Raw genomic sequence first — 25,174 nt, forward strand, 5'->3', positions numbered from 1 at the left:
GACTACGCCTGGTGCAGTGCCGCACGGCGTACCGCAACCAGTGGTTTTGAGGAGACACAGCTGTGGGACGCGTCGTGCACAAGTACGGCGGTTCTTCGGTCGCCGACGCCGATTGCATCAAGCGTGTGGCCCAGAGGATCGTCGCTACGAAGAAGGCCGGCAACGACGTGGTCGTCGTCATCTCGGCCATGGGTGACACCACCGACGAGCTGATGGACCTGGCCAAACAGGTCTCTCCGCTGCCGCCGCCGCGCGAGCTCGACATGCTGCTCACCTCGGGTGAGCGGATCTCGGCCGCCCTGCTGGCGATGGCGATCGCGAACCTCGGCTACGAGGCGCGCAGTTTCACCGGCTCCCAGGCCGGCGTGATCACCACGTCCGCGCACGGGAACGCGCGGATCATCGACATCACCCCGGGCCGCCTGGAAGAGGCGCTGGCCGAGGGACATGTCGCGATCGTGGCCGGGTTCCAGGGGGTGGCGCAGGACACCAAGGACATCACCACGATGGGCCGGGGCGCCTCCGACACCACCGCGGTCGCGCTGGCCGCCGCGCTGGAGGCCGACTACTGCGAGATCTACACCGACGTCGACGGCATCTTCACCGCGGACCCGCGGATCGTGCCGGCCGCGAAGCACATCCCGAAGATCTCCTACGAGGAGATGCTCGAGATGGCCGCCTGTGGCGCCAAGGTGCTGCACCTGCGCTGCGTGGAGTACGCGCGGCGTTACAACGTCCCCGTTCATGTGCGTTCCTCCTTCTCGCAGAAGGAAGGCACCTGGGTTGTCGATGCGAAGGAACTCGAACAGATGGAACAGGCGATCATCTCCGGCGTGGTCCAGGACCGCAACGAGGCCAAGATCACCGTGGTCGGTGTACCGGACAAGCCGGGTGAGGCGGCCCGGATCTTCCAGACCGTCGCCGGTGCCGAGACCAACATCGACATGATCGTGCAGAACGTGTCGGCGGTCGCGACCAACCGGACCGACATCTCCTTCACGCTGCCTCGCGTCGACGGGTCCCGGGCGATGTCCGCGCTGGCCCGGATGAAGGACGAGGTCGGCTACGAGCAGCTGCTGTACGACGACCAGATCGGCAAGGTCTCGGTGGTCGGGGTCGGCATGCGTTCGCACCCGGGCGTTTCCGCGAAGTTCTTCTCCGCGCTCGCCGACGCCGGCGTGAACATCGAGATGATCTCCACCTCGGAGATCCGGATCTCGGTGGTGGTGGACGAGAATCTGGTGGATGCTGCCGTGACCGCGGCGCACACCGCATTCGATCTGGACGACGAGCACACCCAGGCTGTCGTGTACGGAGGAACTGGACGGTGACCCCTGTGAGCGCTGTGGAGAACACGATCGACGACCGGACAGGTCTGCCATCACTGGCGGTGGTCGGCGCGACCGGCGCCGTCGGCACGGTGATGCTGGCCCTGCTCTCGACCCGGGAGAACGTCTGGGGTGAGATCCGGCTGATCGCCTCCGAGCGCTCCGCGGGGAAGCAGCTGCTGGTCCGCGGCGAAGAAGTCGAGGTGGTCGCGATCAGCGAGGCCGCCTTCGAGGGCATCGACGTCGCGATGTTCGACGTACCGGATGAGGTGTCGGCGCACTGGGCGCCGATCGCGGCCGCGGCCGGTGCCGTCGTGGTGGACAACTCGGGCGCCTTCCGGATGGATCCGGACGTTCCGCTGGTGGTCCCCGAGGTGAACGCCGAAGCGGCCCGCAACCGGCCGAAGGGCATCATCTCGAACCCGAACTGCACGACGCTGTCGATGATCGTGGCGATGGGTGCACTGCACCACCGCTACGAGCTCGAGCAGCTGGTGGTCGCGTCGTACCAGGCGGCCTCAGGCGCCGGTCAGGACGGCATCGACGCCCTCTACGACCAGCTCACCAAGGTGGCCGGCAACCGCGAGCTCGGGACGACACCAGGCGACGTACGGCGGGTTGTGGGTAACGCCCTCGGCCCGTTCCCCGCGCCCTTGGCGCTGAACGTCGTACCGTGGGCCGGGTCGCTCCGGGACGGCGGCTGGAGCTCGGAGGAGCTCAAGGTCCGCAACGAGTCCCGCAAGATCCTCGGCCTGCCGGACCTGAAGGTCTCCGCGACCTGTGTCCGCGTCCCGGTCGTCACCACGCACTCGTTGTCGGTCCACGCACGGTTCGCCCACGAGGTCGACGCCGACGAGGCCCGCGAGGTGCTGCGCGATGCCCCGGGCGTGCTGCTGTTCGACAACCCGGCCGAGGGTGAGTTCCCGACCCCGGCCGATGTCGTCGGCACCGACCCGACCTGGGTCGGCCGCGTGCGCAAGTCCCTCGACGACCCGAACGCCCTGGAGCTGTTCGTCTGCGGCGACAACCTGCGCAAGGGTGCCGCCCTGAACACCGCCCAGATCGCCGAGGTCGTCGCAAAGGAGTTCGCCCCGGCGAAGGGCTGAGAAGGTGCAGCTGTCGCGCCGATCGCTACTGGCAGGGAGTCTGTCGGTCGCGGTGCCCTTGGTCGTGAAACCGGCCGCCGAACCGCTGGCGGCCGTGTGGGCAGTGAACGACGGCGAGAAGATCGAAGCCGACGACCTCGCTAATCCGAACAAGCAACGCAACAGCGCTTGGGACGGCCATACCGCGCGCGTTTTCGGGGCGCGCAATGAGGTGGTTGCGTTCCAGTTGGTGGCGGAGGCTGGGGCTGGCGGCATCGGTGCGTTGTCGGTTCGGTTGCCTGTACTGCGGCAGGTGGGTGGGCCGGGGGTGATTCGGTACGCGCCGCCGGCTGCGGATCCGACAGACACCGTTGGTCGGCAGATCCAGGTGTTCTCCGAGCGTTGTATGAGTATTCGCGAGAAGTCCAACGCGGACTGGATCTACCTGCGTGATTCGCTGGCCGAACCGCCGGATGTCCTTGGAGACAAGCCGGTTCAGCTGGTCCCGGAGAATGCGGCGCAGGGTGGGTTTCCGCTCGCCGTACGGGCGCTTGCCAACCAGGCTTTCTGGTTCGACATCTACATTCCGCGGCATGCGCCGGCGGGGATCTATCGCGGGCAGATCGAGGTGCGCGCTGATCATCAGGTCCGGGTGGTGCCGGTCGAGCTGACGGTCTTTGCGTTCACGCTGCCCGATCAGAACAGCATCGACGCGATGTTCTACTACGAGGGTTCACAGGTCGAACTGCGGTACGGGCGCAATCTCGATCCCGTGTTCCATCGGTTCGCGCATCGCCATCGGGTCGAGTTCGTGGACGGCTACGACATCGCGAAGGCCAGTGCCGCCCGATCACGGTTCACCGGCGCGGATTTCACCAAGGCGAACGGGTACGAAGGCCCTGGCGAGGGCGTTGGGAACAGCCTGGTCACGCGCACTTTCTACGGCCCTGAGCCTGACTTCGACACTCCCGAGAAGGCGAAGGCCAACGCGCCACTGTGGACCGATTGGCTGGCGCACAATCTGCCGGGGAAGAAGACCTTCCTCTACATGCCCGACGAGCCCGGGTCCGAAGAGTTCGCGTACATCCGCTCGTTGTCCGCAGCCGTGCGGGAGTCAGGCGCGCCGCTGCCGATCTTCGTCACCCACGCGTACGACGCCGGTCTGGGTGACTCGATCGATATCTGGGCGACGGTTGCCGATCTGTACGACTCGAAGACCGCCGACGTACTGCGCAAGCAGGGCCGGGACATGTGGTTCTACAACGGTCAGCGGCCGAATATCGGCTCGGTGGTCATCGAATCGCCGGCCACCGATCCGCGCGCCACAATCTGGGCGGCGTTCAAGCACGACGTACCGACGTACTTCTACTGGCACACCAACCACTGGCGGCACAACCGCCAGGTTCTGCCAGGGCGCGAGCGGAACCAGAACGTCTGGGGCGACCCGGTCACGTTCCACAACAAGCGTGGCTGGTGGGCCAACGGCGACGGCGTCCTGATGTACCCGGGGGAGGACCTTATCTACCCCGACCAGAACCGGGGTATCGCCGGGCCGATCTCGACGATCCAGCTCGCCAACTTCCGCCGGGGCATCCAGGACCACCTGTACCTGACGATGGCGCGCGAACGCGGTCTGGGCGACCTCGTCGATCGGACGGTCGAGCAGATCGTCCCTGCCGTCCTCGACGAGGCCGGCCCGCGCGTCTCGTTTCCCCAGCAGGGCAACGACTACGAACGAGCCCGTCTCAAACTTGCCTTGGCCCTCTCGAAGTCATAGCCAGTTCTCCCGCGCGGCGTGCAGGGCGAGCTGGAAGCGGGTGCTGGCGCCGGTGCGGTTCATCAGCCTCTCCAGGTAGCGGAAGAACGTCCGACGGCTGATCCCGAGCGTACGAGCGATGGTGTCGTCCGCAGCGCCGGTTGCAAGCAAGGCAAGCAGCCGACGCTCGATCGGCTCCAGCCGGTCGTCCTCCGTGCCCACCGAGGCGTGCAGTGGCAGCGCATTGCGCCAGCACAGCTCGAACATCCCGATCAGCGCGGTCAGCAGGCTGCTCGGCCGGATGATCAGCAATGATCGGTTCACGTCGGTGTCGCGCACCGACATCGACACGAACGCCATCGAGCCGTCGATGATGGTCAGCTTGGCCGGTACGTCGGGCAGTACGCGCGCCTGCTCGCCGGCTTCGACACAAGGCAGGATGTTCTCGGTCAGGTATCCGGGCACCTCGACCGACTCCGGTGAGTACACGACCCGGTAGGCGACACCGCGGCTGAGCTGCTCGATCTCCTCCTGGTTCGGTCCGCCGATGTAGTACGGCGGGGAGTCGATCGCGAGGATCTCGCGCTGCGCACTGCCCTTGATCTGGTGGATCCGCTCGACGATCGCGCTGCCGGTGACGACCTCGATCAAATGCGTGGTCGACTCGTTGTGCACGGTACGGCGGAACTCGTCGTACGCGTTCAGGACCTCGATCCGGGCCTGTTTGAGCTCGGACTCCCGGCGTAGCGTCATCGCCTCCAGACCGGCGTCCGGAGGCACTGGCAGGAAGCGTGAGTGGTCGGACCCGGACCGGCGTGCCAGGCCCGCCTGGACCAGCCCGCCGAGCACGGTGTCGATCGCCGCCGACCGGTCGGGGACGCCGTCGTCCAGCTCGGTGATCGACGAGGGCCCGATCCGCAGCAGATGCTGGTAGACCTTGATCTGGTCGTCGGTCAATCCGAGCACGCGCAAATGATCGGCACGCTCCGTGTCCGTGCTGCTCACGACTCGTCCCTCCCTTCCGAAAGCCGTCACCGTCCGCTACCGCCTCTCCAGCCTAGGTCGGGCACTCCAGCGCGATCCGCACTGTCCGTGTCCTGGTGAATGCAGGCAGCGATCTTTGTTGTTCTGTCAGCATTCTTGTGCCGTGTCACCATCCGGCCACCATTTCCGCGCAGTTGTGAGCGAGAATTGAGGTCCAGCAGCCCGGCGACGGACCACCTGAGCGCCGCCGGGCTGCTGTTCCAATTCTGGCGGTTGTTCGCTGTTCCGTCAGCGGAGCCCGTTTCGGTTGGGTCTCGATCCCGGCGTATCGGTGCCCTCGCACTCCCGTGCCATCACCGGCCGTGTTGGAGGGTGTACAAACTGTGCATCTCCATCGTGAGGCCGATGAGAAGGAGAGCCCGATGCGACCGGTGCCGCGCCACCCAGCCCGCGCTGCCGTCCGTCTCGGTTCTGCCGTCCCCGGTGCCCGTCGTTCGACGGTACCGCCTTCCTGTGCGGCCTCTGGCGCGATGACCGCCGCCCTGGTCATCGTGCCCCGTGTGAGGTCCCAGGTGGTGCTGAGCGGTGCTCCGTGGATGGTGAGGCTGTCCATGGGGATGCGGGGACACGACGTCCACCGCGCGGCTCGCCCCGGCCACAAGGCACCCCTGGGACCCCGCCCGTAGGCGGTATCGCGAACTTCAGGGTCGCCCCGTACGTCGTACTGGTGAATTGACCGGGATTTGACCTTGTTCACTGGTGTTCGCGGCAGCTGCTGACGAGCATCGGCGCTGTGTCATTTCCATGCGCTGGAAGGCGTTTTGGTGCCTGCGAGCCGTCAAATGTATATTCCGGATAACGATCGAAGCCGACCGGAGCGCCGGTGGCCGGTTCGATCGGGGCGCGACGCCGGTAGCCGTGCGTACGTCGTTGCTCACACTGGAGGACCGTTGTGTCATCGGCGCCGGAGCCGATCCGCTACTCTCTTCCCGGTCTGCGTGGCCCGGTCAAACGAACACCAGCGGCTGAACGTGGACAGGACTTTCATGGCAGAGAGAGGCGTCGCCTGAATGAACGCGACTAGCGTCGACGAGGCATTCAACCCGTCGGTGCATGTGTACGAACCGCACAAGGCCGGTCTGCCGCCCTTGCGCCCGTACTTCAAAGCACTCTGGGAACGCCGCGTGTTCGCGGCGGAGATGTCGCGCACCGGTATCCGTGCGGCCAACACCAACACCTTCTTCGGGCAGATCTGGTTGGTCATCAACCCGTTGCTGCTCGCCGGGGTGTACTACCTACTCACCGACATCATCGCGGGCGGTGCCGCCCGTCAGGACTCCGGCGCGATCTTCGCGCATATGTGCGGTGGCCTGTTCGCCTTCTACTACTTCCAGGGCGCGGTCACGACCGGCGCCGGAAGTGTGGTCGGCGGCGGCAAGTTGCTGATGAACATGGCCTTCCCGCGGATGCTGCTCCCGCTGTCGGCGCTGCGGACGGCCTTCTTCCGCTTCCTGCCGACGATGGGTGTGTACGCCGCCATCCACCTGCTCACCCGGCAGCCGTTGCACTGGGTGATGCTGCTGGCCCCGGTCTTCCTGATCCTGCTGACGATGTTCGCGGCCGGGATGAGCATGATCTTCGCGGCCGTGCAGGTGTACTTCCGCGACACGTCCAGCTTCCTGCCGTACTTCATGCGGATCTGGCTGTACCTGTCGCCCGTGCTGTGGTTCGCCGAGAAGGCGCCGGCGAAGTTCCAGGACTTCATCCAGTACAACCCGCTCTACTCCCTCCTCGGCGGCTGGACCGACCTGCTGGTCCGCGCCAAGATGCCGGACGCCGAACTGTGGATCGGCGGCGTGGCGTGGGCGGTGGCCGCGCTGCTGGTCGGTTCGCTGTTCTTCATGTCGAGGGAGCGTGAGTTCGCTGTCCGTCTCTGAGGCCGAGAAGAAGACCATGTCAAACGTCGACTCAAGTCCGGCCGTCAAGGTCCAGGACGTCTCCATCACCTACCGGACCACGTTCGAGCGGGTGCCGACCTTCAAGAGCGCGATCGTCCGGTTCGGCCGTGGCGAGCGTGCGGTCCGCGAGGTCAAGGCCGTCCAGAACGTGTCCTTCGATGTGCCGCACGGCAGCACGATCGGCATCATCGGCGCCAACGGCGCCGGCAAGTCGACGCTGATGCGGGCGATCGCCGGCATCCTGCCGCCGACCTCGGGCCGGATCGAGGTGCACGGCCGGGTCAGCACGCTGCTGTCGCTGGGCGTGGGCTTCAACGCCCAGCTGTCCGGCAAGGAGAACGTCGTCCTCGGTGGTCTCGCGGCCGGCCTGACCCGCAAGCAGGTGCAGGAGCGGTACGAGGAGATCGAGGCCTTCGCCGAGCTCGGTGAAGGCTTCATGGAAATGCCGATGCGGACGTACTCGTCCGGCATGTTCGCCCGGGTCGCCTTCGCGGTCGCCGTGCACATGGACCCGGACATCCTGCTGATCGACGAGGCCCTGTCGGCCGGTGACGCCAAGTTCAAGACCAAGGCCGCCGACAAGATGAAGGAGCTCGTCACCAACAGCCGGACGATGTTCCTGGTCAGCCACGCGATGAGCAGTGTCCGCGAGCTGTGCAACGACTGCATCTGGATCGACAAGGGCAAGGTGATGATGCGCGGCGAGCCCAAGGAGGTCATCGACGCGTACACCCACTTCCTCAAGGTCGGCGCCGCCGAGGCAGTTTCGCTCGAGGACCTCTGACGATGCCTGGCAGGACAGCGCCGGACGTGGGCATCATCACGACCGGCCACGACGTCGCCGATGCGCGTCTGCACAAGATCACCGCGGCCCTGCAGCACCGCGACCTCAGTGTCGAGCTGTGGGGCCTCGGCGAGCCTGAGGGTGGTCCGGCGGGCGCTGTCGTGCACGCCGGTCCGCGCGGCAACCTGGTGCAGCGGCTGGCCCGGACGGCGGTGCTGCCGTGGCGGACCAAGGCCAAGGTGGTGATGACGGTCGACCCGGACATGATCCCGGTGACGCGGCTCGTCACCACGTTGCGGCGCCGCAAGATGGTCGCCGATGTGCACGAGGACTACACCCGCCTGCTGGCGGACCGGGCCTGGGCGAAGGGTCCGGCCGGACTGCCGGCCCGGATGATCGTCCGGGCCAGCTCCAAGCTGGCGGCCGGCGCCGACCTGACAGTTGTCGCCGATTCCCACCTTGCCCCGCACGAGGCGAAACAACGCCTGGTTGTGCAGAACTTTCCCTACATTCCGTTCCTCGCGCCGACGCCGCCCACGGGCACGCCGCGCGCGGTGTACGTCGGGGACCTGCGCGCCAGCCGTGGACTGTTCGACATGGTCGAGACGGTCGCCGCGGCTCCGGACTGGTCGCTGGACCTGGTCGGACCGGTGGCGCCGAGCGACCGTGACGAGTTGGAGGTCCGGATCAACCGGGCCGATCTGGCCGGGCGGGTCCGCCTGCACGGCCGTCAGCCACCGGCTGACGCCTGGCGGCTGACCCAGGGTGCCTGGGCCAGCCTGGCCATGTTGCAGCCGACCCCGGCGTTCGTGGAAGCGATGCCGTCGAAGATCTACGAGTACCTGGCCAGCGGTCTCCCAGTGCTGTCCACCCGGTTGCCACGGCAGACCCGGGTGATCGAGGAGTCCGGTGGCGGAGTCCTGGTGGACTCGGTGGCCGAGGCGTCGGAGACGTTGCGACGCTGGTCCGCGGACCCCGGTGAGCTGGAGAAACTGCGTGACCACGCGATCCGGTGGGCGGCCGCCAATCTGCCCACCACGACGCCGTACGACGAATTGGCCGACGCAATCCTGAACCTGCTGAGAGCATGACTCCTGAGAGGACGGGCATGACCGACCGCCCACACATGTTGTACGTCGCCTGGGGGTTTCCCCCCTGCCGGGGTGGCGGTGTGTACCGGGCGCTGGCAACCGCGAACCGGTTCGCCGCGCTCGGCTGGAAGGTGACGGTGCTGACGGCCGAGCGTGAGACCTTCTACCGGTTCACCGGAGCCGACGCGACCCTTGAGGACAGGGTCGACCCCTCGGTCGAGGTGGTCCGGGTGCCCTTCGACTGGCCGGTCATGGAGACCGACCTGCGCCGCTGGCCCAAGGCCCGGGCGCGCAACCCGCGGTTGTGGAGCAAGTGGCGCAACAAGCAGGACCTGATCCCCTTCCCCGAGCACGGCTACGGCCCCTGGCGCTCGGTGATCGAAGAGGCCGCGGACCGGATCCACGCCGAGAACCCGGTCGACCTGACCGTCGCGACCGCGAACCCGCATGTCGCGTTCACGGCGGCGTACCACCTGCACGAGAAGGCGAACGTGCCTTACGTGATGGACTACCGCGACGCCTGGCTGCTCGACGTCTTCAGCGGTAATCGGCTGCACGAACCGAACAGCCGGGCCGCGAAGTGGGAGAAGAAGCTGGTCGACGCCGCTCAGGAGGTCTGGTTCGTCAACGACCCGATCAAGGAGTGGCACGTCGAGCTCTACCCGGAGCAGGCGGGCAAGATGCATGTCGTGGCCAACGGCTTCGACCCGGAGCTGGTCCCGGACACCCAGGACCGGGGAGCGGTCGTCGATCGCCCGCTGACCTTCGGGTACGTCGGAACCGTGTCGCCCAAGGTTCCGTTGCAGGACTTCGTCGACGGCTGGAAGATCGCCGTCGAGCAGTCCGAGGAGCTGGCCGACGCGAAGGCCAAGATCCACGGCTACCTCGGGTACTACGCGGTGCCGCGGCCGGACATGCTGGCCGCGATCAACTCGGGTTCCGCGGAAGGCGTCAGCTACGAAGGCCCGGTCGGTAAGGCCGAGATCGCCAAGGCGTACGACGAGTTCGACGTCCAGCTGCTGATGCTGGGCAAGGGCAAGTACGTGACCAGCGGCAAGGTCTTCGAGTACCTGGCGACCGGGTTGCCGGTCGTGTCGGTACACGACCCCGAGAACGCGGCGTCCGACGTACTGCGTGGTCATCCGCTCTGGTTCCCGGTCACCGACGTGACGCCGGAGGCCATCGCCGCGGCGCTGATCGAGGCCGCGCACGCGGCTCGGACGGCCGATGAAGGGATCCGCCAGAAGGCGCGCGAGTTCGGCGCCGGCTACCGGCGGGACCTGGTCATGGACCCGCGCATCGAAGCGCTTGCCGACGTCGTGAAGAAGAAGAGCGAGGTGCACGCATGACTCAGCAGAAGGTTGTGCTGATGAGCACCAAGCGGCTGAAGCCGGACTACTTCGACACCATTCGCGAGGACCTCGGCGGTGGCGACGATCTGGTCCTGGACGTGATCGGCTGGCTGGCGCCGATCGACGTCGTCGACGACAAGGTCAACACGTTCACGCTGATCGGCCCGGGCCGGATGCCGACCGCCGAGGACGAGTACGACGACTTCGACGACGATGACGAGTACGACGAGGACGCGGAGGACGACGGAGACGAGTTCGACGAGTCGCCGGATGCCGTGATCGCGCCGGAATCCGTCTCGGACCCGAAGTCCGTCACCGGTGACGAGCTGACGCCGGCCGCGGCCGAGCAGCACGCCGACGGTGACCACGGTCATGGCCACGGACACGGTCATGGTCACGGCCACGGGCACCACCCGAAGAAGCGGCCGGAGCCGATGCCGTGGGGCACGGCCCGGGTGAAGCAGGCCGTGCGCTGGCGGTACCGCAAGGTGCGCCGCAAGGTCGGCCGGGCCGCGAACAAGATCGGTCCGGTGAAGTTCGTCCGGACCTCGCGGACCAGCAAGAACCTCAGCAAGGCCTACTGGAAGCGCGTTCAGAGCCGTCCCGACGTGCGCGAGTTCCTGGCGCAGGCCGATGTCGTCATCGCGCTGGACGCGAACGCGATCTGGGCCGGCTGGCACCTCGGGCAGGAGCGGCCGGACCGGCCGGTCGTGCTCGGTCTGCCCGCCGCTCGCCGCGAGCTCGACCAGCTCAAGGTTCCGGCAGGTCACTGAGGTCATGTCCATGACCGGCCATCTGCCGACGCCAGTTGCCCGGACCGCGAAGGCGGTCCGGGCGCGTCTGCGTGGTCTGCGCTACACCTACGCGACACTGCCGGCCTTCCCGCCGGTGGCCACGACCCCGGTGCGGTTACTGGTCGGACCGACCAACTCCGCCGGTCAGGGGTATCAGTGGGCCCGCGCGGCCCGCACGATCCCCGGGGTCGCGGCCGACGCGTTCGCCCTGCATCGCTCGGCGGCCTTCCGGTTCGCCGACGATTACGGCGTACCGCAGGCATGGTGGAACCAGTCGCGCTGGGCTCGTGCCCAGCGCGAACACGTTGTGAGCAACTACACCCACGTCCTGATCGAGTCCCTGCGGCCGCTCCTCGGGTACGGCGGCCACCCCGACGCGGCCGCGGATATCGCCGTACTGCAAGCGGCCGGGGTCGAGGTCGCCCTGCTGTTCCACGGGTCCGACATCCGGCTGCCCAGTCGCCATGCGGCCCGCGAGCGGTTCTCGCCGTTCACCCCAGGTGATGACCTCACCGACAAACTCGAGGTCCAGGCCCGCCGGCATGCCGCGCTGGTCGAGACCCTCGGACTGCCGGTCTTCGTCTCCACCCCCGATCTGCTCATCGACGTCCCGAAGGCCCACTGGCTACCGGTGGTCATCGACCCGGCACCGTGGGCCGCGGCGGCTCGTCCGCTGTTCACCGGCGAGCGTCCGATCGTCGTACACGTGCCGTCCAGCGCGAAACTCAAGGGCACGGCCCGGATCGACGAGGTCCTGACCGGCCTGCACGAGCGCGGACTGATCGAATACCGGCGGATCACCGGCGTACCGCACGCGGAGATGCCGAATGTGATCGGCGCCGCAGACATCGTTGTAGATCAGCTCGGAATCGGCCTGTACGGCGTGGCCGCGGCCGAGGCCCTCGCAGCCGGGAGGATCGTCGTCTCGTACGTCGGTTCGGACCTGCGCTCGCGGGTGCGTAGTCTGACTGGGCGAGAGGTACCGATCGTGGAGGCGGACGACGACACGCTGAGTGACGTCGTCGGCGATCTCGTCGCTGACACCGAGACCGCTGCCGCGCAGGCGGCAGCCGGGCCCGAGTTCGTGGCGGAGCTGCACGACGGTCGTCGCGCAGCCGAAGTCCTCAGCCAGTGGCTGACTGTTAAGGAGACCCTGTGACCACCCGCATCGCCCCGTCGGCCGACGTCGACGAGCGCGCCCAGATCGGCGACGGATCGTCGGTCTGGCACCTGGCCCAGGTCCGCGAGAACGCGGTACTGGGCAAGAACTGCATCGTCGGCCGTGGCGCCTATGTCGGGACCGGGGTCCGGATGGGCGACAACTGCAAGATCCAGAACTACGCGCTGGTGTACGAGCCGGCCTCGCTCGAGGACGGCGTCTTCATCGGCCCGGCCGTGGTGCTGACCAACGACTACTTCCCGCGCGCGGTGAACCCGGACGGGACGCCGAAGAGCGGGCACGACTGGGAGCCGGTCGGTGTGACGCTGAAGGAAGGCTGCTCGCTCGGTGCGCGCAGCACCTGCGTGGCGCCGGTCACCGTCGGCCGCTGGGCGACGGTCGCGGCCGGTGCCGTGGTCGTCAAGGACGTGCCGGACTTCTCGCTGGTCGCCGGCGTCCCGGCCCGTCATCTCAAGTGGGTCGGCAAAGCCGGCGTACCGCTGCTCGCTGTCGGGGACGGCGAGTGGAAATGCCCGAACACGGGCGAGCTCTACATCGAAACCGACGGGCGGCTGCGGCCGGCCGATGAAGCACAGGAGGAGAACTGATGGTGCAGCCGATTCCGGCCGCGAAGCCGATCATCGGGAAGGAGGAGCGCGAGGCTGTCGACCGTGTCATGCAGTCCGGCATGCTCGCCCAGGGTCCTGAGGTGGCGGCGTTCGAGCAGGAGTTCGGCGCAGCGCTGGTCTCCGGCCGGGCGTGCGTCGCGACGAACTCCGGCACCTCGGGCCTGCACCTGGGCCTGCTGGCCGCGGGCGTCGGACCGGGTGACGAGGTCATCGTCCCGTCCTTCACCTTCGCCGCGACCGCCAACAGCGTCGCGCTGACCGGTGCGACCCCGGTCTTCGTCGACATCGAGCCGACGTACTTCTGCCTGGACCCGGCCGCTGTCGAGGCCGCGATCACCGAGAAGACCAAGGCCGTCATGCCGGTGCACCTGTTCGGTCACCCGGCCAACATGACCGCGCTGCAGGCGATCGCCGAGAAGCACGGCATCGCGATCTACGAGGACGCGGCCCAGGCCCACGGCGCGACCTGGAACGGCGCTCCGGTCGGCACCTTCGGCGACTTCGCGATGTTCAGCCTGTACCCGACCAAGAACATGACGTCGGGTGAGGGCGGCATGAACTCGGTCGCCAACGAGCACCTCGAGCGGCAGATGCGGTTGTACCGCAACCAGGGCATGCTCAAGCAGTACGAGAACGAGGTCGTCGGCCTGAACAACCGGATGACCGACCTGCACGCCGCCATCGGCCGCGTGCAGCTGACCAAGGTCGGCGGCTGGACCAAGCAGCGGCAGGAGAACGCGGCCTTCCTGGACGCGAACCTGGCCGGTGTCGGCGTCCCGGCGGTGGCCGACGAGGCCAGCCACGTGTACCACCAGTACACGATCCGCGTCACCGAGGACCGTGACGGTTTCGCCAACGCGCTGCGCACCGAGTACGGCGTCGGCTGCGGCGTCTACTACCCGATCCCGAACCACCGGCTCCCGTCGTTCCAGCGTGAGCTGGACCTGCCGGAGACCGAGAAGGCCGCGGCCGAGGTGCTCTCGCTGCCGGTCCACCCCTCGCTGTCCGAGGACGACCTGAACCGGATCGTGGCCGCGGTGAACACCGTGGCGAAGGCTGGTGCGTGAGATGGCGAACCTGAAGGCTGGCCTGATCGGCCTCGGCATGATGGGCCGTCACCACGCCCGCGTGCTGGCTTCCCTGGACGGCGTGGACCTGGTCGCCGTCGCGGACCCGGGCGGTGACAAGTTCGGTGTCGCCGGCGGTCGTCCGGTGCACTCCACCATCGAGCAGTTGATTGCCGAAGGCATCGACTACTGCATGGTCGCGGTGCCGACCCAGTACCACGCCGAGATCGCCAAGGCGCTGGCCGAGGCCGGCGTGCACGCGATGATCGAGAAGCCGCTGGCCGGTTCGTCGGCCGAGGCGACCGAGATCGCCAAGGCGTTCGAGACCGCCGGCCTGGTCGGCGCGGTCGGTCACATCGAGCGGTACAACCCGGCGCTGCAGGCGCTCCGGGTCCGCCTCGAGGCCGGCGAGCTGGGCGACATCTACCAGATCACCACCCGCCGTCAGGGCCCGTTCCCGGCCCGCATCGCCGACGTCGGCGTCGTACTGGACCTGGCGACGCACGACATCGACCTGACCGCGTGGGTGACCCAGTCCCCGTTCGTCACGGTGTCCGCGCAGAGCGCGCACAAGTCCGGCCGTGACTACGAGGACCTGATCGCCGTCACCGGCAAGCTGGCCGACGGCACCGTCACCAGCCACCTGGTGAACTGGCTGTCCCCGATGAAGGAGCGGCTCACCGTCGTCACCGGTGAGAAGGGCGCCTTCATCGCCGACACCCTGACCGCCGACCTGACCTTCCACGCCAACGGCACGGTCGCCACCGCGTGGGACGACGTCGCGCACTTCCGCGGTGTCAGCGAGGGCGACATGATCCGGTACGCGATCAGCAAGCCCGAGCCGCTGCGCACCGAGCACGAGCAGTTCCGGGACGCCGTCCTGGGCAAGGAAGCCGACATCGTCACGCTGCAGCAGGGTCTGACGACCGTTGCCGTCGCCGAGGCCGTCATCCAGTCGGCCGCCGAGGACCGCACCATCAAGGTCGCCGGCGCATGAAGGTCCTGAGCGTTGTCGGGGCCCGTCCCCAGTTCGTGAAGCTCGCCCCGATCGCCGAGGCGTTCGCGGCGACCGATCACGAGCACGTGATCGTGCACACCGGTCAGCACTACGACAAGAACATGTCCGACGTGTTCTTCGCCGACCTGAAGATCCCGGCGCCGGACGTGCACCTGGGGATCGGGTCCGGCAGCCACGGCGTGCAGACCGGCGCGATGCTGTCCGCGATGGACGCCGTACTGGACGAGCACAAGCCGGACTGGGTGCTCGTCTACGGCGACACCAACTCGACGCTGGCCGGTGCACTGTCGGCCGTGAAGATGCACCTCCCGGTGGCTCACCTCGAGGCCGGTCTGCGGTCGTTCAACCGGCGGATGCCGGAGGAGCACAACCGCGTGCTGACCGACCACGCGTCGGACATCCTGCTCGCCCCGACCCAGGTCGCGATGGACCACCTGGCCAACGAGGGCCTGAAGGACAAGTCGCGGCTGGTCGGCGACGTCATGACCGACGTCTGCTTCCGGGTTCGCGATGCAGTCCAGGACAAGCCGCTCGACCTGCCGTTCAAGCAGGGCGAGTACCTGGTCGCGACGATTCACCGCCCGGACAACACCGACGACCCGGAGCACCTGTCCGGGATCATCGAGGGCCTGGCCAACATCGGGCGCCCGGTGGTTCTGCTGGCGCACCCGCGGCTGGTCGCGAAGTGTGCGGAGGCCGGTATCAAGCTGGAGCGTCCGGACGGTTCGCTGCACGTCCGCGAGCCGCTGGCCTACCCGGAGATGGTCCAGGCCGTCATCGGTTCGGCCGGTGTGGTCACCGACTCCGGTGGTCTGCAGAAGGAGGCCTTCCTGCTCGGCCGCGTCTGCACCACGCTGCGTCCGGAGACCGAGTGGGTCGAGACCGTCGAGGCCGGCTGGAACGTGCTGACCTCCGACGTGAGCAAGCTGCCCGAGCTGGCTGCTCGGACGGCCCCGACGGGCGAGCGCCCGATGCCGTACGGCGACGGTCACGCGGCCGGTCGCGTGGTCGCCACGCTCGCCGAGTAGTTCGATGACATTGGCTGCCGGGGACCGAGTGCAGCCTGTTCAGGGAGATCCTGAACAGGCCGCCTCGCCCTCGGCAGCTGTTGTTTTCAGGCCTCGGGTCGAGTCGCTCACCGGCCTGCGCTGGTGGGCGGCGTTCTTCGTTTTCACCCACCACATGGGCAATCTGGCCCCGCTGCCGATCCGCGAGTTCCTGAAGCTCGGCACCTCCGGGGTGACGTTCTTCTTCGTCCTCTCGGGTTTCGTGCTGACGTGGTCGGCCCGGCCCGGTACGTCGGCCGGCACGTTCTACCGCCGCCGATTCGCCCGGATCGTCCCGGCCCATGTGGTCGCGCTGATCCCGGCGCTGTTCGTGTTCTACCGGTTCGATCCGCCGGAGAACCTGTTCTGGATCAAGCCGGTCTCGATGACCGCGATCGTGTTGTCGCTGTTCCTGCTGAACGGCTGGTCGAACAACCCCGACATCCTGTACGGCGGCAATCCGGCGTCCTGGACGTTGTCCATCGAGGCGTTCTTCTACGCGTTCTTCCCGTTCCTGCACCGGGTTACCGCGAAGCTGAAGCTGGCCGGAGCGCTCGCCCTCGCGGCGGCCGCGATCGCCATCGCCGGCGGATACCGACTGACGCAGTACAACTGGGTGGACCTGCCGACGCTGCCGCCACCGTTGCTGCACGCGGTCGCGTTCGTGGTCGGTGTCGCGATCGCGATCGCCTTGCGTTCCGGCTGGACCACCCGGCTGCCGGCCTGGACCGGGTACCTGGCGATCGGGATCGGCCTGGTCGTCCTCACCTACACCTTCCGGCACCCGGGCAAGGTGCCGTTCGGTACCGAGATCAGCCTGCTGCAGAAGGAGATTCTCACTCTCCTCTACGGCTTCTTGATCCTGGTCGTCGCTGCCCGGGACCTGCGCGGGGGCCGGTCCCTCCTCAGGAGCAAGCCACTGGTCGCGCTCGGCCAGTGGTCGTACTCCTTCTATCTGGTGCACGCCACCGTGCTGTACGGGATCAGAGAACTCCACGGAAGCAGCGAGCCTGTTTCGTGGTTGAACCTGACCTGGTACGCCGGTGTCGGCGCCGTATCGATCCTCGCCTCGTGGCTGCTCTACAAGTTCGTCGAGCACCCGCTGGAACTCAAGCTACGAGGCTCCCGTTGAAGAATCACTATCTAGTGGAGTCAGTGTGCGCGTCAGTGTAATTGCCTTGGGCAAGATCGGTCTGCCGTTGGCGGTCCAGTTCGCCTCGAAGGGGCACCAGGTCGTCGGTGTCGACATCAACGAGAAGTTCGTCGAGCTGGTGAACGCCGGCCAGGAGCCGTTCCCGGGTGAGGACCACCTGCAGGAGCTGCTCGCCGAGACCGTGGCCGACGGCCGCCTGCGGGCGACCACCGACTACGCGGACGCGATCCCGAACAGCGACGCCGTCGTCATCGTGGTGCCGCTGTTCGTCGACGAGCAGACCGGTGAGCCGGAGTTCGGCTGGATGGAGAACGCGACCCGTTCGCTGGCCGAGCACCTGACCCCGGGCACCCTGGTCTCCTACGAGACCACGCTGCCGGTCGGCACCACCCGGAACCGGTGGAAGCCGATGCTGGAGGAGATCTCCGGCCTGACCGAGGGCACCGACTTCCACCTGGTGTTCTCGCCGGAGCGCGTCCTCACCGGTCGCGTCTTCGCGGACCTGCGCAAGTACCCGAAGCTGGTCGGCGGTCTGTCCGACGAGGGTGCGAAGCGCGCCACCGAGTTCTACGAGGCCGTGCTGGACTTCGACGAGCGTCCGGATCTCGAGCGTGGCAACGGCGTCTGGGACCTCGGTTCCGCTGAGGCCGCCGAGCTGGCGAAGCTGGCCGAGACCACCTACCGCGACGTCAACATCGGTCTCGCGAACCAGTTCGCCCGGTTCGCCGGCCAGAACGGTATCGACGTCACCCAGGTGATCGACGCGTCGAACTCGCAGCCCTACAGCCACATCCACCGCCCCGGCATCGCCGTCGGCGGCCACTGCATCCCGGTCTACCCGCGGCTCTACCTGTGGACCGACCCGGAGGCGACCGTCGTCCGCGCCGCCCGCGAGGCGAACGCCGGGATGCCGGACTACACCATCGGCCTGCTCGAGGGCGCGTACGGCGAGCTCAAGGGCGCCAAGGTGGTCGTCCTCGGTGCGTCGTACCGCGGTGGCGTCAAGGAGACCGCGTTCTCCGGTGTCTTCCCGGCCGTCGAGGCGCTCAAGGGCCGTGGCGCCGAGGTCTTCGTGCACGACCCGATGTACACCGACGAGGAGCTCACCAAGCTCGGCTTCACGCCGTTCGCGCTGGGCACGCCGGTGGACGCGGCCGTGCTGCAGGCCGACCACGCCGAGTACTCCGAGCTGTCGCCGGCCGACCTGCCCGGCATCACGGTGCTCGTGGACGGCCGCGACAAGACCGACGCCGCCAAGTGGGCCGGCGTCCGGCGGATCGTGATCGGAAGGTCCGTCCGCCAGTGACCCAGCCCGACCTGCGGGTGGTGGCCGGTGCACAGACGATCGTGCTCCGGCCTTCGGCCACCCGGGAGTCGTCGAAGGAACTGGTCGACGGCACCCTGGTAGTGCATGTCCCGATGCGACACCCGCAGGTCGGTGACCGACACAAGGTCGCACTGCTCGACCTCAAGGCCGACGTGGCCCACGGGCGCGTCGGCCGTTTCGAACAGCTGGTACGACGGGCCTGGCTGAAGGTGCTGAAGCTGGACCGACGGCCGCGTGCTTCGAAGGCACAGCAACTGGAGCTCACCGTCGGTGGGCTGATCGACCGACTGCAGCCGGATGTCGTGTACGCACAGGACCCGGCGGCGCTCTCCGTCGCCACCCGTGCCGCCGACCGCGCGAAGCTGCAGAAGCGAGCGCTGAAGGTCGTCCACCAAGACGCCGGTGCGCCCCGGCAGCAGAGCGCTACCCGAACGGACGAGCGGCGGTTGCTGATCGGTCCGGTGAACAGTGCGGGCCAGGCGTGGCTTTGGGCTAAGGCACTGGAGCAGGTGCTGCCGACAGAGGCGCTCAGCACCGCTGGTGCGAAGTACGAGTTCGCTGCGCACCGCACTGCGACGGCCGAGCAGTACAAGGCGGATCTGCGCTGGCAGTACGACCTGGCGGCGTACGTGCTGTCTGAGGTCAGCCACGTGCTGTTCGAGGCGGGGCGGCCGCTGTTCGGTCAGCTCCCGGGACAGCTGTGGACTGCTGACGTGCCGACCCTGGACAAGGCCGGCATCAAGCACGGGTTGATTTTCCATGGGTCGGAAATTCGCGATCCGGCCCGCCACCGCGAGCTCTTCGCGCACTCACCGTTCCAGGACCCGGCTGACGAGTTCACCCAACGCCTGCAGGCCGCCAACGACGCATTGCGGCGCCACCTGACGTCGTACGAGGGTCCTGTCTTCGTCACCACTCCGGACCTGCTGGATTTTGTCGACCACGGCACCTGGCTGCCACTGACCGTCGATGTGCACGCTCTGGCGTCGGACCAGCCGGTGCTGGAGCGCGAACGGCCCGTGGTGCTGCATGCACCGTCCAGCGGCGCTCTGAAGGGCTCGGCGCACGTGGACCCGGTCCTGACCGAGCTGGACGCGCTCGGCCTCATCACGTACCAGCGGGTCGAGGGTGTGAAGCACGCCGAGCTGGCCGAACTGGTGAAGGCCGCCGACATCGTCGTCGACCAACTGGCGTTGGGCTCGTACGGCGTGCTGGCGTGTGAGGCGATGGCTGCCGGGCGAGTGACTGTGGGACATGTCGCGGACCGGGTGCGGGCGCAGTTGCCCACCGAGCTGCCGATCGCGGAAGCCACTCCGGGCGACCTTCGGGACGTGATCGAGCGCCTGGTGACCGAGCGCGAGACAGCTCGGAAGCTGGCCGACAGTGGATCGGCGTACGTTCGTGACCTCCACGATGGCCGCAGTGCGGTCGCAGCGCTGCTACCTTTCCTCGGTGGCAGGTGACATGCGGGTATTGATGATTGCGCAGTCTCCGATCGCCGGGGACTCGCGAATCCTTCGCGAGGCAACCGCGCTGGCGGATGCTGGGCACACGATTCACATCATCGGGCGGGACGTGCCCGAGGGCTTCGAGATCGGCCCGAAGATCACCGTCGAGTCGGTGTCGCGGTCCTCCGGGCTGCGCGCCGGTGGGGGAGGTCTGGCGGTCGGGCACGGGCGGCGTGGGCCGAAGGTGCTGGCCAAGCGCTTCGGGCGCTGGCTGCTGCTCCCCGAACACCGGCTGCGCACCGAGAAGCAGTGGCGGCTCGCCGCGGCCCCGCGAGTAGCCGACGCCGGACCGTTCGACGTCGTACACGCGCATGACTTCAACACGCTCGAGCTTGCCGCCGAGTACGCCGAGCTCTGGCAGGCCGTGTTGGTCTACGACAGCCACGAGCTGTGGTTCGACCGCGCCCTGCCGGGCCGACCGACGCCGTTGTGGCGGGCGCGTGGCCGACAGTTCGAGGCCACGCTGGCGGCGAAGGCGCGCGTCGTCTTCACCGTCTCCGACGGCATCGCCGTCCGGCTGCGGGACCGCGGCCTGAAGGACGTCCGCGTCATCCGGAACACCTTCCCGAAGGCCGACTTCGTCCCACCGCCGCTGGAGCGCCCCGAAGGACTCCTGTACGCCGGCCGCGTGGGCGCAGGCCGCGACCTTCCGACGGTGGTCGGTGCAGCACGACAGTTGGCGCCGTTCCGGACCGTGTTGATGGGGTCGGTGGATCCCAACTATCGCTTGGATCTGGGCCCGGTCGAGGTCGTCGCCGAGCGCTCCATCGACCAGGTCGACGAGACGCTGCGCTCGTACGGAATCTCGCTGGTCACACTGACCAACACCTGCGAGAACCACCGCCTCGCACTACCCAACAAACTCTTCCACGCCGTCAGAGCCGGCGTACCGGTCGTTGCTGCCGATCTCCCCGAGCTCCGAGCAGTCGTGACGTCACACAACCTCGGCACCCTCTACACCCCCGGCGACCCCGTCTCCCTGACGGCCGCCGTACGGGCCCTGATCGAGACCTATCCCGTCTACACCGCCGGCATCCGCGAAGCCGCCGACGAACTCAACTGGGAACACGACGCCGCAACCCTCGTCAAGGCCTACTCCGAGCTGTAGAAAGGCCCCGGCTCGAAAGCCGGGGCCCCTGGTCTCAGCGGGAAGCTTCGACCATTTGTTCCATCAGCTTGGTCGGGTCCTTCTCGGGCTCCGGCTGGGCGAGGCTGTCAGCCGCGACGCGCTCGCCGGGGGCACCGGCGGTGTTGAGCGCGGCGGTGTAGCCGGTCAGTGGGAGGGTGAGGGACGACCGGGTGGGGTCGACCGTGAGGGTGGCCCCGGTGAACGGGACCGACGGGTTGTCGGGCTCGACGGTGAGGACGAGACCGAGGCGGTGACCGGGGGCGAAGACGATGTCGTCGGCGTTCAGTTCGAACGACAGGTCGTAGTACTTGCCCGGGGTCAGGTATTCCTTGTGGTTCAGGGTTTTGTAGTGACCGACGTCGGCGAGCGTGCGGACGACGACTGCCGCGTCCGAGACCTTGGTGTTGATCTTGGTCTGGGCGTAGCAACCGGTGTCGAGTGCGTTCCCGTCACCCCAGCAGACGCGGGTGTTCGGAACATTCGTGATGTTGGAGTAGCGGGTCGCCGTACCGTAGTCGACGATCCGGGCCTTGATCCCGGACGCGACCTTGTCCGACTTCACCCGGACCGACACCTTGCCGGTGCCACTGATCCGGACTGCCTTCTCCAGCTCGTCGCTGAGGAACACGGCCCGGTTCGGCTTCGGCGTCGTCGGATCCAGTACGACGGCATCCGTCGACTCGTCCTCGGTGCCGGTGAAGCTGATCGGGTCACCGGAGGCGGCCGCGATCGACAGTCCGCCGGCCTTGGCGTTCTTCGCCTTGCCGAGGTTCAGTTTGACCGGGCGGACACCGGCCGCCGGCCACCGCTTCTCGTGGGTGTACGTGCCGTCCTCGCGCATGATGGTGGCCTGCGGCTGCTGCATGATGCCGTTCTTCAGACCCTGCAGCCAGTAGTCGAACCACGGGTGCAGCTCGTTGACGTACGCGTCCCGCAGGCTGAAGCCGTCCAGGTGCACGCCCTGGTGCAGCAGAATCTTCCGCGGCACGTTGTACCTGACCAGCTGGTCCCACCACTCGCCATAGTGCCGGGTCTTCACGTTCTCGTCGTCGAGACCGTGGATCAGGAACACACTGGACCGGACCTTGCGTGCGTCCAGGTTGTAGTTCCGCGGATCCCAGAACTTGCTGTAGCTGCCGGTCGGGGTGTCGGAAGCCGCCTCGACCTCATCGGTCAGCGCGACACACCGCGGTGTCTTGTCGTTGCTGACATAGTCGTACAGGAACTCCATGTACTTGTCGTAGAACGGCACCCCGTTCGCACGGGTGTAGTCGTACCAGCTGGAGATCGCCGCGATCGGGACGATCGTCTCGAGTCCGCGGACGCCGGTGCTGGCCACGGAATTCGCGATCGTTCCGTTCCACGACGTACCGATCATGCCGGTCTTACCGGTCGACCAACTGGCCTTTGCCTTGCTGCCGTCAGGGTTGTAGCCAGGCACCCGGTTGTTCAGCCAGTCGACGACCGCCTTGGTCCCGAGGACCTCGTAGTCGCCGCCGACATCCGTGCAGCCGGTCGAGCGGTTGGTCCCGGGCATGTCGACGAACGCGACGGCGTACCCGCGCGGGACGAAGTAGTTGTCCAGCCAGGTGCCGTAGACCTGGCGGATTCCCTTGGAATCGAAGTACGACGACGGGTCGCCGGCGTAGTACGGCGACGCCTGGATGATGACCGGTACGTCGATCCCGGCCGCGTCGGCTTCACCCGGGCGGATGATGTCGACGGTGATCTGGTCGGTGACGCCGTTCTCGTCGTTGTCGGTGCCCGGGACGTCGACCGCGATCCGCTCCCGGATCGCGTTGTCGTAGTCATAGGCGGCGACCGTCTGCGTCCCCTGCACGAACGGCTTGTCAGGTTTCGCGGTCGCGGTGATGGTGGCGGCCGGAATCAGTGCGGCCGCAGCAAGCAGGATCGTTCCGGTACGGAACGGAGTTCTGCGCATGCGTGTCTCTCCCCTTTGGGCGGTGGGTCGAATCCACGACGGCCCTCCCTCGAACGGGCCGTGGTTGTGGTCTGCACCTTATGCATTCCGGACTATCGCTGTCAGTAGAGATCTCGTCTCAGTCGGTCACCCGGCGCAGGTCACGGGTAATACTTCGGCCCGTCCGGCTGCCCCTCCGGGCATAACTCCGCAGGTCGCGCCGGTATCGAGTGGTGTGAAGGCCGGAGGGGTGCCTTCACCAGAGACCGGACTCGATGAGAGGAACACCATGAAGCTTCGTCAGGCAGCGACACTCGCGGGGACGGCGGCACTGCTGCTGGCCGCTGCCCCGACCACCGCCCAGGCTGCCACCAGTACGGCGGGATGCTCGATCAACCTGGGCGCGGTGACGGCCGCCGGGGTCCACACGTTCCGCACGGTCACCCCGCCGGCTTCGTCGGCGACCGTGAACACTGCGGGTGTATTCGGTGCCGGCAAGGTCAAGCTGACCACGTCGTTCATCGACACCCCGGCCAGCCAGGGGACGCCGGACGGCTCATCGCACCGCTACGGGTACGCCGTACTCGAGGACACGCTGATGCGGGTGAGCTACAACACGAAGCCCGACGGGACGCTGGACGGCTACACGATGAGTCCGCTGATCGAGGGCTTCACCGGGTACACCGCGATCGAGTTCTCGCAGTACGTCAACGACAACACCGGGTTCAGCCGCCACCACTTCTATGCCCTGCGTGCCGACGGCACGCTTGAGCGGCGTGACCTCGACAAGGGCTGGGCGGTCAACGGCACGTACGCCGGTCTCCCCGGGATCAAGGCGATCGCGCTGATCGGCCAGACCGCGACGTACGACACCTTCCTTGCCACCACGAAGGCGGGCGGCCTGTACACCGTGCACCTCCCGGTCAGCTCGCCGATGAAGCCGGTCCTGAAGACCGTCCGGTCGTCGACCTGGCAGGGCTTCGAGACCCTGATCGCCGACCGTTGCGGTGCGTCCGGGACTCTGCTGGTCGGCATCGACAAGGACACCAAGACCGGGCATGTCTACGAGCTCAGTCGCGCCAACGGCACCGCTACGACGATCAAGTCGGTCGGAACGCTGCCGGGTGGCGCTGCCGACCCGATCAACTTCCGCTGGGCTCCGGAGCTGGGCTACTTGCCCGGCGAGTGATCACACCACCAGATGCAGTTTCACGGGGGCGACGCCGATCTCGAGGCGTTGCCCCCAACTGATGGTCAGCGTGTCGGACTCCATGCCGTCCCCGAAGACGACCAGGTCCGACTCGGCGGTGATAGTCAATGTGTCGGGCGCCTTCAGCAGGCCCTCGGTGTTGTCGGTCCCGGTCGCGGGTGACGGCCAGGCCTCCCGCACGAACCAGCACAGGGTCGGGTCGATCGGTCCCGGGAGCGTGAGCGCGCTATGGCGTTCCTGCCAGGCCGAACGGCACCACCCTGTCGACCCGGTTCCGGTACCGACCAGGATCCCGGACGACGACTGCCGCTCCTCGTCGAGCCAGTACCGCGCGGACTGGTGGGTCCGATGACCGACGTACACCTCGTTGAGGGCGATCAACTGCTGCCCGTCGTCGGTGGTCGCGGCGACCATGGTGCGTTCCGCGACCTCCCGTACGGCGAGCAGTTCGGTGATCTTTGCTGGTTCGTGCGCGACGAGCACACCGGGATTGCGGCCCGGCTCGGGGTTGATGCCGATGACTGGTTGGCTGTCCAGGTACTTGGCCACGTTGGCGACCAACCCGTCCTGCCCGACCGCGATCACCACGTCCTCCGGCCCGAACACGAACCGGTCGAGATCGTTGCGCTCGGCAACAGTACGCCGCCAGTCCAGCGGAATCGCCGCAGAAACCGTAGCCAGCGCCTCGACCTGAGCCTGGTGCCGCGCATCCAACTCAGCCAGATCCCGCCCACGCCCAGCCAGAAAGAACCCAGCCTGCTGCCGAGTCCCATGCCGCCCAATCAACTCACTCAGCTCAGTCGCCCGATGCACAATCACCGCCCGCGGCGGAAGACTCATGCCGCACCGCCAACGGTGCAGCGAGCCCGGGGGTG

General features: G+C 67.5%; 21 protein-coding genes. 18 read left to right on the plus strand and 3 right to left on the minus strand.

From position 1 onward, the window contains the following. Nucleotides 1–62: 62 nt before the first annotated feature. From ACFTSF_RS02620 to ACFTSF_RS02630, 3 genes are read left to right on the plus strand one after another with little or no spacing between them, the layout of a single operon-like run. Complete coding sequence (locus ACFTSF_RS02620; protein WP_344148129.1) at nucleotides 63–1,331, plus strand: aspartate kinase; 1,269 nt, start codon at nucleotides 63–65, stop codon at nucleotides 1,329–1,331. Then, entirely contained in the window at nucleotides 1,328–2,434 is a 1,107-nt protein-coding gene (locus ACFTSF_RS02625; protein WP_380152143.1) for an aspartate-semialdehyde dehydrogenase, read from the plus strand. The genes ACFTSF_RS02620 and ACFTSF_RS02625 overlap by 4 nt, the downstream gene beginning before the upstream one ends. A 52-nt stretch (nucleotides 2,435–2,486) precedes the next feature. Next, on the plus strand, nucleotides 2,487–4,190 hold the full coding sequence (locus ACFTSF_RS02630) for a glycoside hydrolase domain-containing protein (RefSeq protein ID WP_380152144.1): 1,704 nt from the start codon (nucleotides 2,487–2,489) through the stop codon (nucleotides 4,188–4,190). Here ACFTSF_RS02630 and ACFTSF_RS02635 read toward each other — a convergent pair. Next, nucleotides 4,185–5,174: a helix-turn-helix domain-containing protein gene (locus ACFTSF_RS02635; protein WP_344148138.1), complete on the minus strand. Its 990-nt coding sequence runs from the start codon at nucleotides 5,172–5,174 to the stop codon at nucleotides 4,185–4,187. The genes ACFTSF_RS02630 and ACFTSF_RS02635 overlap by 6 nt on opposite strands. Nucleotides 5,175–6,223: 1,049 nt before the next feature. On the opposite strand from ACFTSF_RS02635, the gene ACFTSF_RS02640 reads away from it, so the two are divergent. The 14 genes from ACFTSF_RS02640 to ACFTSF_RS02705 are packed head-to-tail and all read left to right on the plus strand — an operon-like array spanning nucleotide 6,224 to nucleotide 21,147. Beyond that, complete coding sequence (locus tag ACFTSF_RS02640; RefSeq protein WP_344148141.1) at nucleotides 6,224–7,090, plus strand: ABC transporter permease; 867 nt, start codon at nucleotides 6,224–6,226, stop codon at nucleotides 7,088–7,090. 16 nt (nucleotides 7,091–7,106) lie between these two features. After that, nucleotides 7,107–7,895 carry an ABC transporter ATP-binding protein gene (locus ACFTSF_RS02645; RefSeq protein WP_344148144.1) on the plus strand — a complete coding sequence of 263 codons (789 nt, stop codon included), beginning with the start codon at nucleotides 7,107–7,109 and terminating at the stop codon, nucleotides 7,893–7,895. 2 nt (nucleotides 7,896–7,897) lie between these two features. Further along, nucleotides 7,898–8,986, plus strand: coding sequence for a glycosyltransferase (locus tag ACFTSF_RS02650; protein ID WP_344148147.1), 1,089 nt, complete (start codon nucleotides 7,898–7,900; stop codon nucleotides 8,984–8,986). Between the two features lie 17 nt (nucleotides 8,987–9,003). Further along, nucleotides 9,004–10,335: a glycosyltransferase gene (locus ACFTSF_RS02655; RefSeq protein WP_344148150.1), complete on the plus strand. Its 1,332-nt coding sequence runs from the start codon at nucleotides 9,004–9,006 to the stop codon at nucleotides 10,333–10,335. Next, nucleotides 10,332–11,111, plus strand: coding sequence for a hypothetical protein (locus tag ACFTSF_RS02660; RefSeq protein WP_380152145.1), 780 nt, complete (start codon nucleotides 10,332–10,334; stop codon nucleotides 11,109–11,111). Before ACFTSF_RS02655 ends, ACFTSF_RS02660 begins: the two co-directional genes overlap by 4 nt. Nucleotides 11,112–11,121: 10 nt before the next feature. Then, nucleotides 11,122–12,291, plus strand: a complete 1,170-nt coding sequence (locus ACFTSF_RS02665) for a hypothetical protein (RefSeq protein ID WP_380152146.1) — start codon at nucleotides 11,122–11,124, stop codon at nucleotides 12,289–12,291. Beyond that, nucleotides 12,288–12,899 carry a DapH/DapD/GlmU-related protein gene (locus ACFTSF_RS02670; protein ID WP_380152147.1) on the plus strand — a complete coding sequence of 204 codons (612 nt, stop codon included), beginning with the start codon at nucleotides 12,288–12,290 and terminating at the stop codon, nucleotides 12,897–12,899. The genes ACFTSF_RS02665 and ACFTSF_RS02670 overlap by 4 nt, the downstream gene beginning before the upstream one ends. Next, nucleotides 12,896–13,987 (plus strand): DegT/DnrJ/EryC1/StrS family aminotransferase, encoded by a 1,092-nt coding sequence (locus ACFTSF_RS02675; RefSeq protein ID WP_344148310.1) that lies wholly within the window; start codon nucleotides 12,896–12,898, stop codon nucleotides 13,985–13,987. The genes ACFTSF_RS02670 and ACFTSF_RS02675 overlap by 4 nt, the downstream gene beginning before the upstream one ends. 1 nt (nucleotide 13,988) lies before the next feature. Continuing rightward, nucleotides 13,989–14,984 carry a Gfo/Idh/MocA family protein gene (locus ACFTSF_RS02680; protein WP_380152148.1) on the plus strand — a complete coding sequence of 332 codons (996 nt, stop codon included), beginning with the start codon at nucleotides 13,989–13,991 and terminating at the stop codon, nucleotides 14,982–14,984. After that, complete coding sequence (gene wecB / locus ACFTSF_RS02685) at nucleotides 14,981–16,033, plus strand: non-hydrolyzing UDP-N-acetylglucosamine 2-epimerase (RefSeq protein ID WP_344148162.1); 1,053 nt, start codon at nucleotides 14,981–14,983, stop codon at nucleotides 16,031–16,033. Before ACFTSF_RS02680 ends, wecB begins: the two co-directional genes overlap by 4 nt. 4 nt (nucleotides 16,034–16,037) lie before the next feature. Further along, on the plus strand, nucleotides 16,038–17,183 hold the full coding sequence (locus ACFTSF_RS02690) for an acyltransferase family protein (protein ID WP_380152149.1): 1,146 nt from the start codon (nucleotides 16,038–16,040) through the stop codon (nucleotides 17,181–17,183). Between the two features lie 25 nt (nucleotides 17,184–17,208). Beyond that, entirely contained in the window at nucleotides 17,209–18,510 is a 1,302-nt protein-coding gene (locus ACFTSF_RS02695; RefSeq protein ID WP_380152150.1) for a nucleotide sugar dehydrogenase, read from the plus strand. Next, nucleotides 18,507–19,994 (plus strand): hypothetical protein, encoded by a 1,488-nt coding sequence (locus ACFTSF_RS02700; protein ID WP_380152151.1) that lies wholly within the window; start codon nucleotides 18,507–18,509, stop codon nucleotides 19,992–19,994. Before ACFTSF_RS02695 ends, ACFTSF_RS02700 begins: the two co-directional genes overlap by 4 nt. Beyond that, a complete protein-coding gene (locus ACFTSF_RS02705) occupies nucleotides 19,984–21,147 on the plus strand; it encodes a glycosyltransferase (RefSeq protein ID WP_344148173.1) in 1,164 nt (387 codons plus the stop codon). The genes ACFTSF_RS02700 and ACFTSF_RS02705 overlap by 11 nt, the downstream gene beginning before the upstream one ends. 34 nt (nucleotides 21,148–21,181) lie before the next feature. Here the strand turns inward: ACFTSF_RS02705 and ACFTSF_RS02710 are convergent, their stop codons facing one another. Next, entirely contained in the window at nucleotides 21,182–23,110 is a 1,929-nt protein-coding gene (locus ACFTSF_RS02710; RefSeq protein WP_380152152.1) for a CocE/NonD family hydrolase, read from the minus strand. 268 nt (nucleotides 23,111–23,378) lie between these two features. On the opposite strand from ACFTSF_RS02710, the gene ACFTSF_RS02715 reads away from it, so the two are divergent. Further along, complete coding sequence (locus tag ACFTSF_RS02715) at nucleotides 23,379–24,278, plus strand: hypothetical protein (RefSeq protein WP_380152153.1); 900 nt, start codon at nucleotides 23,379–23,381, stop codon at nucleotides 24,276–24,278. Here ACFTSF_RS02715 and ACFTSF_RS02720 read toward each other — a convergent pair whose 3' ends face one another. Continuing rightward, complete coding sequence (locus ACFTSF_RS02720; RefSeq protein ID WP_380152154.1) at nucleotides 24,279–25,139, minus strand: hypothetical protein; 861 nt, start codon at nucleotides 25,137–25,139, stop codon at nucleotides 24,279–24,281. Between the last annotated feature and the right edge of the window lie 35 nt (nucleotides 25,140–25,174).

Source organism: Kribbella sp. NPDC056951 (genome assembly GCF_042674205.1).
In the GTDB taxonomy this organism is placed as follows: domain Bacteria; phylum Actinomycetota; class Actinomycetes; order Propionibacteriales; family Kribbellaceae; genus Kribbella; species Kribbella yunnanensis.

Excerpts from the sequence above, each read along its gene's own strand:
- ACFTSF_RS02640 (WP_344148141.1), top strand. The coding sequence starts at position 6,224 with ATGAACGCGACTAGCGTCGACGAGGCATTCAACCCGTCGGTGCATGTG.
- ACFTSF_RS02645 (WP_344148144.1), top strand. The coding sequence starts at position 7,107 with ATGTCAAACGTCGACTCAAGTCCGGCCGTCAAGGTCCAGGACGTCTCC.
- ACFTSF_RS02650 (WP_344148147.1), top strand. The coding sequence starts at position 7,898 with ATGCCTGGCAGGACAGCGCCGGACGTGGGCATCATCACGACCGGCCAC.
- ACFTSF_RS02655 (WP_344148150.1), top strand. The coding sequence starts at position 9,004 with ATGACCGACCGCCCACACATGTTGTACGTCGCCTGGGGGTTTCCCCCC.
- ACFTSF_RS02660 (WP_380152145.1), top strand. The coding sequence starts at position 10,332 with ATGACTCAGCAGAAGGTTGTGCTGATGAGCACCAAGCGGCTGAAGCCG.
- ACFTSF_RS02665 (WP_380152146.1), top strand. The coding sequence starts at position 11,122 with ATGACCGGCCATCTGCCGACGCCAGTTGCCCGGACCGCGAAGGCGGTC.
- ACFTSF_RS02680 (WP_380152148.1), top strand. The coding sequence starts at position 13,989 with ATGGCGAACCTGAAGGCTGGCCTGATCGGCCTCGGCATGATGGGCCGT.
- wecB (WP_344148162.1), top strand. The coding sequence starts at position 14,981 with ATGAAGGTCCTGAGCGTTGTCGGGGCCCGTCCCCAGTTCGTGAAGCTC.
- ACFTSF_RS02690 (WP_380152149.1), top strand. The coding sequence starts at position 16,038 with ATGACATTGGCTGCCGGGGACCGAGTGCAGCCTGTTCAGGGAGATCCT.
- ACFTSF_RS02710 (WP_380152152.1), bottom strand. The coding sequence starts at position 23,110 with ATGCGCAGAACTCCGTTCCGTACCGGAACGATCCTGCTTGCTGCGGCC.
- ACFTSF_RS02715 (WP_380152153.1), top strand. The coding sequence starts at position 23,379 with ATGAAGCTTCGTCAGGCAGCGACACTCGCGGGGACGGCGGCACTGCTG.
- ACFTSF_RS02720 (WP_380152154.1), bottom strand. The coding sequence starts at position 25,139 with ATGAGTCTTCCGCCGCGGGCGGTGATTGTGCATCGGGCGACTGAGCTG.